This is a genomic window from Pseudolactococcus raffinolactis NBRC 100932 (assembly GCF_001591765.1).
GTDB classification, from domain to species: Bacteria; Bacillota; Bacilli; order Lactobacillales; family Streptococcaceae; genus Pseudolactococcus; species Pseudolactococcus raffinolactis.
The window spans coordinates 62257-74905 of record NZ_BCVN01000003.1 but is presented as its reverse complement, the minus strand read 5'-3'; the positions used below and the strand labels follow the sequence as shown (position 1 = coordinate 74905).

The 12649-nt window shown below is 44.8% G+C and carries 13 protein-coding genes; all 13 read right to left on the bottom strand.

Annotated elements, in window-relative coordinates; genetic code table 11:
- Positions 1-97: 97 nt before the first annotated feature.
- The 13 genes from trpA to LRA01S_RS02125 all read right to left on the bottom strand — a co-directional run bounded on the left by trpA (position 98) and on the right by LRA01S_RS02125 (position 12611).
- Entirely contained in the window at positions 98-871 is a 774-nt protein-coding gene (gene trpA, locus LRA01S_RS02180) for a tryptophan synthase subunit alpha (protein WP_061774011.1), read from the bottom strand.
- Between the two features lie 90 nt (positions 872-961).
- Complete coding sequence (gene trpB / locus LRA01S_RS02175) at positions 962-2200, bottom strand: tryptophan synthase subunit beta (protein ID WP_061774010.1); 1239 nt, start codon at positions 2198-2200, stop codon at positions 962-964.
- Between the two features lie 37 nt (positions 2201-2237).
- Complete coding sequence (locus LRA01S_RS02170; RefSeq protein WP_061774009.1) at positions 2238-2855, bottom strand: phosphoribosylanthranilate isomerase; 618 nt, start codon at positions 2853-2855, stop codon at positions 2238-2240.
- Complete coding sequence (gene trpC, locus LRA01S_RS02165) at positions 2845-3615, bottom strand: indole-3-glycerol phosphate synthase TrpC (RefSeq protein ID WP_061774008.1); 771 nt, start codon at positions 3613-3615, stop codon at positions 2845-2847. Before trpC ends, LRA01S_RS02170 begins: the two co-directional genes overlap by 11 nt.
- 29 nt (positions 3616-3644) lie before the next feature.
- On the bottom strand, positions 3645-3932 hold the full coding sequence (locus LRA01S_RS02160; protein WP_211276893.1) for a chorismate mutase: 288 nt from the start codon (positions 3930-3932) through the stop codon (positions 3645-3647).
- Positions 3932-4936, bottom strand: a complete 1005-nt coding sequence (gene trpD, locus LRA01S_RS02155) for an anthranilate phosphoribosyltransferase (RefSeq protein ID WP_061774006.1) — start codon at positions 4934-4936, stop codon at positions 3932-3934. The genes LRA01S_RS02160 and trpD overlap by 1 nt, the downstream gene beginning before the upstream one ends.
- 36 nt (positions 4937-4972) lie before the next feature.
- Positions 4973-5530, bottom strand: coding sequence for an aminodeoxychorismate/anthranilate synthase component II (locus tag LRA01S_RS02150; protein ID WP_061774005.1), 558 nt, complete (start codon positions 5528-5530; stop codon positions 4973-4975).
- The gene (gene trpE, locus LRA01S_RS02145) at positions 5514-6890 is read right to left on the bottom strand and encodes an anthranilate synthase component I (RefSeq protein WP_061774004.1); all 1377 of its coding nucleotides are present in this window, start codon (positions 6888-6890) and stop codon (positions 5514-5516) included. Before trpE ends, LRA01S_RS02150 begins: the two co-directional genes overlap by 17 nt.
- A 439-nt stretch (positions 6891-7329) precedes the next feature.
- Complete coding sequence (locus LRA01S_RS02140; RefSeq protein WP_061774003.1) at positions 7330-9441, bottom strand: heavy metal translocating P-type ATPase; 2112 nt, start codon at positions 9439-9441, stop codon at positions 7330-7332.
- Positions 9434-9799 (bottom strand): ArsR/SmtB family transcription factor, encoded by a 366-nt coding sequence (locus tag LRA01S_RS02135; protein WP_061774002.1) that lies wholly within the window; start codon positions 9797-9799, stop codon positions 9434-9436. Before LRA01S_RS02135 ends, LRA01S_RS02140 begins: the two co-directional genes overlap by 8 nt.
- A gap of 91 nt (positions 9800-9890) precedes the next feature.
- Entirely contained in the window at positions 9891-10025 is a 135-nt protein-coding gene (locus LRA01S_RS10885; protein WP_096039351.1) for a FeoB-associated Cys-rich membrane protein, read from the bottom strand.
- Positions 10022-12124 carry a ferrous iron transport protein B gene (gene feoB, locus LRA01S_RS02130; protein ID WP_061774001.1) on the bottom strand — a complete coding sequence of 701 codons (2103 nt, stop codon included), beginning with the start codon at positions 12122-12124 and terminating at the stop codon, positions 10022-10024. Before feoB ends, LRA01S_RS10885 begins: the two co-directional genes overlap by 4 nt.
- Positions 12117-12611 (bottom strand): FeoA family protein, encoded by a 495-nt coding sequence (locus tag LRA01S_RS02125; protein ID WP_061774000.1) that lies wholly within the window; start codon positions 12609-12611, stop codon positions 12117-12119. Before LRA01S_RS02125 ends, feoB begins: the two co-directional genes overlap by 8 nt.
- Between the last annotated feature and the right edge of the window lie 38 nt (positions 12612-12649).

The window sequence follows — 12649 nt, the reverse complement described above, 5'->3', positions numbered from 1 at the left end:
GTACACATCTTTTTACGACAGATACAGTCCTAATGTTTATCTTAACATAAATATTCCTAAAAAGAAAGCGATTTTTGACTAGAAATCACTTTTTATTTTAGATTTGACTCGCTTTTTGTAAAAAATCAGCAATTTCATCTGTTTTGCCGTCGTGTAATCCCTTAACAATGTAAGATCCGACGATGACGCCATCAACCGCTTTGCGGAAATTTTCAACATGTGTGATAGATGACACACCAAAACCAGCTAAAACAGGCGCATCAGAAATCTCAGATAATTTTGCCAAGTGTTGATTCAAATCCGCTCGATAATCGTGACCAGCTCCTGTGACACCATTGACCGTCACAGCATAGATGAAGCCTTTGGCATCTTTTACTAATTCAGCTTGGCGTTCTGGAATACTAGTCAAAGTCACAAGTGGCACCAGAGCAATGTCAGTGTTTGTTAAAAACGGTGCAATCATATTTTCATGTTCACGTGGGACATCGGGTAAAATCAAGCCTTTGACCGGTGTATCTTTGAGGTCGTTGACAAATTTTTCGATGCCGTATTTGTAGATTGGATTGAAATAAGACATGATGACCAGTGGCACATCTGTTTTGATGGTTTTCAGGGTTTCGATGGCGTTTGTCAAAGTCGTCCCATTTTTCAAAGCACGAATCCCCGCTAATTCAATCACAGGGCCATCTGCTACTGGATCTGAAAAAGGGATACCGACCTCAATGGTGCTGGCACCATTGGCCACCAAAAAGTCGATCGTTTCAGGGAGTCCCGCGATGCCATTTGCGTGATCGCCGGCCATGATATAGGGTACGACTAGGGTTTTCCCAGCTGATTTGAGTGTTTCTAAGTGTTGTCGTAAGGTTTTCATCTTAAAATTCTCCTATAGTTGAACTTCAAGCTAACTTCTTAGGAAAATAGATAATTTGTGAACCTGCGCAAGCGCAGAACCAGCAAATTCCTAATTTTCTACAAAAGTTTGCGACGATATCGCACCGCTTTCAGTATCATGATTTTCAGCGCGAGCTTTGATCTGCGCGACATCCTTGTCACCGCGACCGCTGAGGCAGACGATGATGCTCTCATCTTTGCCGTAGCGTTTCGCCAAGCTTGGCAGTTGGGAAATGGCGTGTGAACTTTCTAGCGCAGGGATGATGCCTTCAGTGACGCATAGCATTTTGAACCCAGCTAATGCTTCATCGTCAGTAGCTGAGATGTACTCTGCTCGACCCGTTTCGTTCCAGTGACAGTGCTCAGGACCAAGGCCTGGATAATCCAAACCGGCTGAAATGCTGTAAGCTTCTTGCACCTGACCATTTTCATCTTGCAGCAAGCGCATAATATTGCCATGAAGAACACCGTCTGTGCCACGGTTGATAGAGGCTGCTGTTTCTCCGCTATCAAGACCACGACCAGCCGCTTCTACACCGATCATAGCAACTGATGCATCATTGACAAAAGGATAGAAAAGTCCAGCTGCGTTTGACCCACCGCCAACACAAGCCACAACAGCGGCAGGGAGTTTGCCTTCTTTTTCGAGGATTTGCGCACGCGATTCACGTCCAATGATGGCTTGGAAATCACGCACCATTTCTGGGAAAGGAGCTGGACCAGCAGCTGTACCTAAGATGTAGTGGGTGTCTTCAACACTTTCAACCCAAGCACGAAGGGCGGCATTGACCGCATCTTTGAGGACACTAGAGCCATCAGTTACAGGCACAACTTCTGCACCTAAAAGTTGCATGCGGAAAACGTTTAGTTCTTGGCGTTGCACGTCGATAGCACCCATGTAGATTTTACAGTCCATGCCAAAGAGTGCAGCAGCGGTTGCTGTTGCAACACCATGTTGTCCGGCACCTGTTTCAGCGATAATTTTATTCTTGCCCATTTTTTTGGCAAGCATGACTTGTGCTAGGGCATTATTAATTTTGTGTGCGCCTGTATGATTGAGGTCTTCACGTTTGAGGTAGATTTTAGCGCCACCACATTTTTCAGTCAGATTTTTCGCAAAGTAAAGGGGATTTTCACGACCGACATAGTTTTTGAGTAGGTCTGATAATTCGGCTTGGAAAGCTTCATCCGTTTTACTAGCCTCATAGGCAGCTTTGAGTTCTTTGACGGCGTACATTAATGTTTCTGGTACGAAGGTGCCGCCGTAGGTGCCGAAGAAACCGGCTTGGTCAGGGTTTTGGTAGATCATGGTGTCTCCTTATACGTTATAATATGCTTGAGATAGCTTATCGTTTATGACATTTAGTTTGTGCAGATGAGATAAAATGTTCTATTTTAGCCAAATCTTTCTGTCCATCACTCTCAACCCCACTAGACACATCAACCCCAGTCGGATTAAAAATAGAAATGGCTTGACTGACGTTCTCGGGATTCAAGCCTCCGGCTACAAAAAATTTGTAGCCGTCCAAGGCAGTCAAATCAACCTTGTCCCAATCAAAAGAGTGACCACTGCCACCGGCAAATTGAGCTGGTGGGGCATCTAATAGAATTGTGTGTGCTCTAAAATCGGCGATGGCAGCTAGTATTTTACCATCTTTGATACCAAAAGCCTTAATAGCGGGTACACCGACTTGCGCCGCATAGTCCGCGTTTTCTTGCCCGTGAAGTTGCACCATGTCGAGCCCGACTTTGGCTACCACTTCTTGGACAACTGCCAAGTCTTCATTCACAAATAAGCCGACTTTTTTGACTGTTTTCGGCACATCTTTTGCCAAATATTTGGCATATTCTGGCGTGACTTGGCGCTTGCTTTCGGCGAATACAAAGCCGATATGCGTCGCCCCAGATGCCACCGCCATATCAACAGCTGCGTGTGTTGATAAACCGCAAATTTTAATCCACATGGCGCTTGACCTGAAGCCCTTTCGCCGCTGCTTTCGGCTTGCCATCTTTCATCAAGGCTTCGCCAACGAGGACTGCACGGAAATCATGGGCAACTTTTCTAGCTTCAACAGGTGACTTAATCCCAGACTCTGAGATATAAAAGCGACCAGATTCTTGTAAGGCGACCAAGTCAAGACTATTCTGAAGACTGACTTCGAATGTCTTGAGATTGCGATTATTAACGCCAATCAACTCAGCATTGATACGATGTGCAACAGCTAGTTCTTCAACATTGTGCACTTCAACCAAGACTTCTAAACCGAGCGAAATGGCATAGTCATACAAGTCTTGCAAGTCTTTTTCAGTCAGGCAAGCAACGATCAACAAGACAATCGTTGCCCCACTGTTGACCGCACGCGCAATCTGCTTTTTATCAATGATAAAATCCTTGTTCAACACCGGCACGTCAACGTTTTGGGCAACCAAGCGCAAATCGTCAATCGATCCCTTGAAAAAAACAGGGTCTGTTAAAACTGAAATAGCTGAAACACTCGCCGCTGCATAACTTGTCGCTTGCTCTAAGACATCGACAGTCATATTGATAGCACCAAGTGACGGTGAGGCACGTTTTACTTCGCCAATCACCTGTAAGGTCTCAGGATTGTCACGCAGTCGCTCGATAAATCCCTTGACTTCCCGAACTTTTCCAGGCCTTTCCATGACCATCTCTGCCACTTCGATTTGCTTTTCTGCTAATATTTTTTCGAGAAAATTTTCCATTACTTGTTTTTCCTTTACTGCACGGTAAACTAATCTTTAAGATTAGCCTTAAGCGCCTGATGTTCAATCCTAATAAAATCCTCTATCATTTGACGATAGAGATTTTCGACAAGCTGTGTATCAGCGCCCTTTTCAGTCGCGAGTTTGGTCACTTTATCAATCACTTGCTGCACACGTTCAGGCGCTGCTACTTGCGCTGCTGTCTTTTTAAAAGTCGCAGCTTGCTTGACGAACTCACCACGTTTCGCAATCAAACCAATCAGAGCGTCGTCGATTTTATCAATTTCAGCACGAACTTGAGTCAGACTTTCAGCCATCATTTCAACTCTTGCATTTCGACTAACTTAGCCATTGCGGCACCGCTCGCAATCACATCACGCGCTTTGGCAACGCCTTCCGATATCGTTGTCACACAACCATTAGCAAAAAAACCTAGACCGGCATTCAAAACCGTCACTTCCAAGAAAGGACTCGGCTCGTTATTGAGCACGGACTTGAGAATCACCGCATTTTCCTTACCCTCGCCACCGCGAATCTCCTGCAGGGTCACGCGCGGCATCCCCAGACTCTCATGATCGAACTCATGCACCGTAATCTCGCCGGTCTCATCCAGCAGCGCATAGCGATTCACGCCGTCCAGACTCGCCTCATCCATATTATTTGGCCCACTCACGACCACGGCACGTCGCCGTCCCAATGATTTCAGGACTTCAGCCGTCGTTGTTAAAAGGTCGGGACGAGAGGTTCCGAGTAACTGGGTATCGAGATCGACTGGATTTGTGAAAGGACCGATGAGATTGAGCACCGTGCGAACCTCCAGCTCACGCCGAACTGGCATGACATAACGCATATTGGGATGCACATGTTGGGCAAAGAGAAAGACTAGCCCCGTCTGATCAAAAATCTCAGCCAGTTCATCTGGTGTGTGATAGAGATTGATACCGAGTGCTTCTAGCACGTCAGCCGAACCAGATTTAGAAGAAATCGAGCGATTGCCATGCTTTGCCATTTTCACACCACCGGCAGCTAGGACAAATGCTGATGTCGTCGACACATTAAATGAAAAGGACAAATCACCACCTGTACCACAGTTGTCCATGGCGGTCGTCACAGTTGTTGGAATTTTCAAGGCTTTGTCACGGACAACATCCACAATCCCCGCCATTTCATCAACTGTTTCGCCTTTCATCGCAAGGGCGATGAGAATTGCTGAAAGTTGTGAATCCGTCAGCTCACCATTAAACATAGCATTTGCCATTTGATTGACTTCGTAACGTGAGAGATCCTCACGGTTCATGAGTTTGACTAGATTTTCTTTCATATTATTTGTCCTTTGCTTTCTATCTGCGAGTTACGCTCACAACCCCACAAAATTCTCAATCATCTTAAGCCCATCAGGCGTGCCAATACTTTCTGGATGATATTGCATCCCAAAAATCTGTAGGGTTTTATGTTGTATCGCCATAATTTCGTGGTCATCAGTTGTTTTCGATAAGATATCAAAATCTGCTGGCATCTCTGAAATCACGATGGAATGATAGCGCATGATTTCATGCGTTTTGGGAATGCCTGCCAATAATGGTGTATCTTGCAACCTTTCAGCCATGGAAGTTTTGCCGTGCATGATACGTTGCGCCAAATCTAATTTGCCACCAAATACTTCAGCAATAGCTTGATGTCCGAGACAGATACCTAGGATTGGTTTCTTGCCGGCAAAGTCACGGATCATCTCTTCCATTCTGCCGGCGTCAGCAGGCCAACCAGGTCCTGGTGAAAAGACGATTTTATCTGCCGCCTCGGCCACGTCGTAGAGGTCTCGGTCGTCATTTCGCAAAACCTTAACTTCGGAAAATTCGCCGATGTATTGGGCTAAATTATAGGTAAAACTATCGTAGTTATCAACTAATAAAATCATTACTTTCTCCAATCTTGGTCATGGCTTTGGCCTTGTTCAGGGTTTCCTGATATTCGTTTTCTGGGACGCTGTCAAAGACGATACCGGCGCCTGCTTGGGCGTGTGCTTTGCCATCTTTTAGAACCATTGTTCTCAGGGCGATGGCGAAATCCATATCTGAGTTGCTCGACAGATAGCCGATGGCACCTGCATAAATGCCACGTTTTGTTTTTTCTAACTCGTAAATCCGTTGCATGGCGCGGATTTTTGGTGCGCCTGATACGGTCCCTGCCGGCAAGGTTGACTTGAGGGCATCTAGGCTAGAAACGCTATCTAAAAGCTCCCCTTTGACAACGCTGGTCAGGTGCATAACATAGCGGAAATACTCAACTTCCATGTATTTAGTTACTTTGACCGTACCAACTTTAGAAATCTTCCCGATGTCATTACGGCCTAGGTCGACTAGCATCCGATGCTCCGCGACTTCTTTTTGATCCCCTAGCAAATCTTTGGATAAGGCATCATCTTCTGCCTCATCAGCGCCGCGCGGTCGTGTTCCCGCAATCGGATTAGTTGTCACCACGCCATTTTTGACAGACACGAGACTTTCAGGACTGGCACCCATGATTTGATAATCGCCAAAATCTAGGAAATACAGGTAATTTGACGGATTGGTCAGGCGTAGATTGCGATAGTAATCAAAGGGATTGCCCGTAATCTGGCTCGTCAAACGTTGACTGAGAACGATCTGGAACATATCGCCATTTTTGATATAAGTCTGCGCCTGCTCAACCATCCCCATAAACTCTGCCTTTGCCGTATTACTCGTAAATGATAAAGGATTGAGCTTAACTGTTTCAAATTCATTTTTATGCGGTCGCGTCAGGTTTGACAGCACCAAGGCCATGGCCAATTCCTGATCAAGTTCCGAGCGCCCACTGTAAATATCCGACTCGACGATCGTAATCTGCTCCTTTTTATGGTCGAAAATCAGATATGACTCATATAGGAAAAAATGCAAATCCGGCGTCCCAATCACATCCTCAGGAATCTCCCCGATATATTCATAGAAGGAAATGGTGTCATAACTCACAAAACCAATGGCTCCGCCCGTAAATGGTAGGCTTGAAGCCTCAGTATTTTTAACAGTCAACTCACCCAGATAATCGAGTGGATCACCTGTTTTGACCTGACCATTATCCGTCAACACGCCATTTTCAAACTTAATTTCATGCACAGGATTGTAAGCAATCATGGAGTAGCGTGAATTTTCCTTTTCACGTGGAATGGATTCCAAGATCAGCTTGTGTTTCAACTCCAATCTCAAATAAGCTAGAATTGGTGTGATAATGTCTGCGTTAATCGTTTTTTTTAAAGTCATAAACTTGCTCTTTCTATACAAAAAGTCCTCGACGAAAGACTTAACTTTCGTCGAGGACGTTATCACACGCGGTGCCACCTCAATTTGTAGCGAAAAAACCTATCTGAAATAGCATTTCTCTACATCTCATCTCCCTCAAGCAAGGGATTGTGCGATATCGGGCACCTACGTGATTCTTATCGTTTCGAACCAAGATTGAACTCATCTCTAGATCAGCTCACACATTGCAGCCCATTCACGTGATCGAACTCTTGTCTCGCAATCACCGACAAGTCCCTGAAAGTCCTATTATCTCGCTACTTCTTCTGCTATTGTTCTAATTTTACGATTATTCTGACAAGTTGTCAAGCGAAAAAAACATTTATTATGAGCGAAATACTCTATTTTACTCATTTTATTTTTTTAAGGTCGCCAAAACAAGTCTTTTTGCCTATAACAACTACTTCACACGCATCAAGCGAATCCCATTCAAGGTCACTAAAATCGTTGCGCCCATGTCGGCTAGAATGGCTATCCAAAGTGTCAACCACCCTGGAATCACCAGTAACAAAGCAATTACTTTCAGGGCTAATGAAAAAGTAATATTCTGTTTAATGGTTCTTAAAGTGCTGCGGCTCAGTCTGACGATAAAAGGTAGTCTTGCTAAATCATCGCCCATCAAGGTGATATCTGCTGTTTCCAATGCCGTATCCGTTCCAGCGACACCCATAGCAATCCCAACATTTGCCATAGCTAAGGCTGGTGCATCATTCACGCCATCCCCAATCATAGCAACCCGACCGAAAGTCGCTTGTAAGGCCTGAATCTCTTTTAATTTATCTGTTGGCATTAGGTTTGCCTTGACTGCTGATACGCCAACTTCTCGGCCAATCTGATCTGCTGTGGCTTGATTATCTCCTGTCAACATGACCGTCTCTTTAACGCCCAGTGTTTGTAAGGCTTGTATGGTTTGGCGACTGTTTTGACGCACGGCATCTTGCAGGCCAATAACAGCTAGCACTTGATCACTTGTACCGAAATAGATCACTGTTTTACTTTTTCGGTGGAAATCTTGTTTAATGGTATCAATTTTCGAATCCGATACAAACAATGTTGGACTACCAATCAAGTAGGTGATGCCATATATATCCCCCTGTACACCACGACCCGTGAGTGACTTGAAATTCTCAATGCTAATCGGTGTCGCATCAATGCCTCGTTTTTGGCTGAGTGCTACGATAGCAGAGGCAAGAGGATGTTGAGAATAGATTTCCAAGGCTGAGATTTTCTGAAGTAGATCAGTTGCTTCAAACTGGTCATCTAGCACAACAAAGTCAGTCACTGTAGGCTTACCTTCTGTTAGCGTACCCGTTTTATCAAAGGCAATGGCTTGAAGTTTTCCCATTTCTTCTAAATAGATCCCGCCTTTAACTAAGACACCATGACGCGCAGCGTTGCCAATGGCCGACACGATAGAAACTGGAGTTGAAATGACTAAAGAGCACGGACAGCCGACGACTAGGACGGATAGACCTTGGTAGAACCATCTCTGCCAGTCGCCACCGAAAAATAAGGGTGGGAGGATGATGATTAAGGTCGCTAATAAGATGATGAATGGGGTGTAGATTTTTGCAAACTTGTCAACAAAAGCTTGGGCTGGTGCGCGTTCGCCCTGGGCTGCTTCGACGAGTTGGATAATTTTCGCAAGGGTTGTATCTGCTGCACGTTTTGTGACTTGAACTTCTAGGTAACCTGCTTCGTTAAGGGTTCCTGCAAAGACTTCGTCTGAGAGTTGTTTATCAACCGGTAAAGCTTCCCCTGTAATGGCGGCTTGATTAACCGTTGACTCCCCTTTAATCACGATACCATCCATGGCAATTTTTTGACCAGGCTTAATCAGCATAACATCATTGATTTGAATGTCCTGTACTGCAATCGTCTGCTCAAGGTCATTGCGGCGAATCGTTGCGACTTTTGGCGCTACCTTGACCAAGCTAGAAATGGATTGGCGAGCACGATCAGCGGCATAACGCTCAAGCGTTTCACTGATGGCAAAAAGAATCACGACAATCGCACCTTCAGCAAAGTCACCAATCAAGGCCGCACCAATTATGGCAATGGTCATCAAGGTTGCCATTGAAAAGTCAAACTTGATGAGATCTTTGATGCCTTCGATAAATAGGGCATAACCGCCAATGATGATAGCTGCGATAAACAGACTTGCTGTCAGAAAATGCGGTTCTCCGATCATGGTCAACTGGCTGACAAAAGCCAAGACAATCAAAACTGCCGCAATCAATTGGCTACGATTCTCGCGCCAGAAAGCGGGTTTCTGATGCCTTGCTTCAGTGTCTATTTCTTGTTCCGGTTTGACCTTGATATTGTCAAATGCTCCAGCTTGTTCTAGCTCAGCAATACTTGCCTGACCCGTAACGGTTAATTTAGCAGCACCGTAATTGACTTTGGCTTCACTAACCCCTTCCAGTTCCTGCACATTTTTCTCAAACTTGGCCGAGCAACTTGTACAGGATAGTCCTGTCAGCCGGTAACGCCTTGTCTCTGATTTAGCCATAGGTGACCACCTCTTTTTCTTGCGTCATGGCATCTAAAACAAGCCGTTCAATGATTGGATTGTTAAGTTGATAGTAAACCATTTTACCCACTTTTTCATGGGTCAGAATTGACAACTTACGCAAGGCGCGCAAGTGATGAGACGTTGTCGCTACCGTCGCGCCGATGATAAGAGCGACATCACAAACACAAAGTCTCTCTTGTGTTGTCAAGGCATACAAAATTTTAAGACGTCGTTCATCTGCTAACACTTTGAAGAGCTGACTAATCGAAAAAGTATCATAGGCCGCTAGTGATTCTTGGACCACTTGAACCTTTTCTTCATCAAAACATGTTATCTCACAACTATCTTCACGCATTTTCTAGTCCTCCTATTATTCAAACGTTCATTTGATAATCTTTAGTTTAACATAAAGAAAAAGCATATTCAAACATTAGTTTGAATATGTTTTATTTCATCTGCTCTTTAACTGGACAAGAACAGCCGCAATCTTCACAAGCACCACGTGACTTGATGAATTTATAAAAGGCATAGCCCGCACCTGCGATGGCTAGGGCAAAAATGACAATCGTTTGGATATTCATATAGTCACACTTTCTGCCAATTGAGGCGCTTGATAAACTGGTTTTCTAAAGACAAGATAGCCGCCCAGCCCTAACATCAGAACAGCAAGCACAGCAAGGATACCCACTTGACCCGTGACAAAGGCATGACCCAGCTGATAGACGATAAAACTAAAGATATAGGCAATCGCACACTGGAAACCAACCGCAATTCCCGTCCATTTTGCCGTACCCATCTCACGATAGATGGCACCGATCGCCGCAAAACACGGTGCACAGAGTAGGTTAAACAAAAGTAACGTGTAGGCAGATAAGGCTGTGAAATTACTTTGCATGGCAGTGTTGAGTGCTGCGCTACCCTTGGCATGGTAGAGGACACCCATAGTAGACACAAGCGTTTCTTTGGCAAGTAAACCTGTAAAGGTTGAAACCGTTGCCTGCCAAGATGTCCAGCCTAATGGTACAAATAATGGCATAATGACACGGCCAATGCCGGCTAAAATGGATTGTTCCGTATCCACAACCTGTAAGCGGAAATTAAAGGTCGTCAAGAACCAAAGCAAGATGGTCATGGCAAGGATAATTGTCCCTGCACGCTTGATAAAGCTCAAGCCCTTTTCCCAAGCATAGCGTAAAACACTTGACCACTTGGGCAGATGATAATTTGGCAACTCCATGATAAAGGGTGTAACTGATCCGCCTAATAACTTGGTCTTTTTCAGCATAATCCCACTGATAACAATCGTAAAGATACCTACGAAATAAGCACTTGGAGCGATCAAGGAATTATTAGGGAAAAGTGAACCAGCGACCAAGGCGATAATCGGTAACTTAGCGGAACACGGCATGAAAGTTGTGACCATAATCGTAATGCGGCGATCTCGTTCATTTTCAATCGTCCGAGATGCCATGACACCCGGAATCCCACAACCTGTCGCGATCAACATGGGAATAAAAGATTTACCAGATAGACCAAAGCGACGGAAAATCCGGTCCATAACGAAAGCGACCCGACTCATATAACCTGAATCTTCCAGAATCCCTAAACAGATAAAGAGAACAAAAATCTGTGGCACAAAACCAAGGACAGAGCCGACACCAGCGATAATCCCATCTAAAATCAAACTCTGACCAATCGGCGCAATATGTAGCGCATCAAGTAAACTTTGCGCATACTGCGGGACAATCTCGCCAAAAAGTTTTTCATTGACAAAATCCGTCCCCATGATCCCAACCGTCTGGATGCTGACATAATAAACTGCCCACATGGCAAAGAGAAAGAATGGAAACCCAAAAATTCTAGACGTGACGAACTGGTCAATCTTATCTGAAAAGTTAAAGCGAACCCCTTTCGAGCGACTTTCAACCATGGCAGCTAGGCTCGTTAAGTATTGGTAGCGTTCATTAACAACGATACTTTGTCGATCATCCAGAAAAATATCTTCAGCAATCGCTATAATGTCAGAGACTTCCTCAGCTTGTTTTGCTGATAAGGCCACGCGTTCTATTATTTTTTCGTCATTTTCAAAAACCTTGATAAGCTCGAAGCGGTTGCTCACGTGCGTGGCGCTCGCTAACTCCGCCAAACTCGCTTCAAAGCGTTCGTCATAATGGAGTTCGACTTGTGGGGGCCTTGCTTTTTGACTGAGCGAGACGAGTTCCTCAAAGCCCTGATTTTTGAGGGCTGAGATGTTGACAACAGGGACGCCTAATGAATACGAGAGTTTTTCCGTGTTGATGAAAATATCATGTTTGATCAGGAGATCGGTCATGTTGAGAGCGATGACGACTGGTTTGCCGATTTCGATCAGTTGCGTCGTCAGGTAAAGATTGCGCTCAATATTCGTGGCATCAACGACGTTGATAATTACATCATAATCATCAGATAGAAGGTAATCTCTTGTGACATTTTCTTCTGGTGTGAAAGGTGATAGGGAATAAATGCCGGGTAAATCTTGGATGATAATGGTCTTATCTTTAGCGTATTTTCCAGATTTCCGTTCAACCGTCACGCCTGGCCAGTTTCCGACATACTGATTAGAGCCCGTCAGGAGGTTAAAAGTTGATGTCTTACCAGAGTTTGGATTGCCGACCAGCGCAAATCGTTTGTTATCAGTCATTTTCTAGTACGCTCACTTCTACTTTTTCCGCTTCATTTTTCCGCAGGGTTAATTCATATCCCCTGACGTGTAACTCCATAGGATCGCCTAAGGGTGCAACTTTTCTGACAAAGATCCGAGTACCGCGTGTCACACCCATGTCCAGCAAGCGACGTTTCAGTGCCGCATCGGCAGGATCTTTGGGATGATTTACGGCGACACTTAAAACCATGGCCGTTTGACCGGGTTTCATCGATGACAGCTTGGCAAGATTCCCATGACCGATGAGTTCCTTAGATAGGGCAATATTATCTAAAATGGTGTTGTCTAGCGCCACACGGGAGTTGTGGATGAGGATAACGCCATTATTTTTATCACGATTCATAACCGCAACACGCGCATTTTTGACAAAACCAAGATTTTGCAGGTGTTTTCTACTGTCAGGATCGCCTTTGATATCTGAAACAAAATAGGTTTGCTTCAACGGACAGGTGGTTAAGGTTATCATAGTTGTTTTCTGAGTCAACTTCTTTTAAAAAGTGGCGA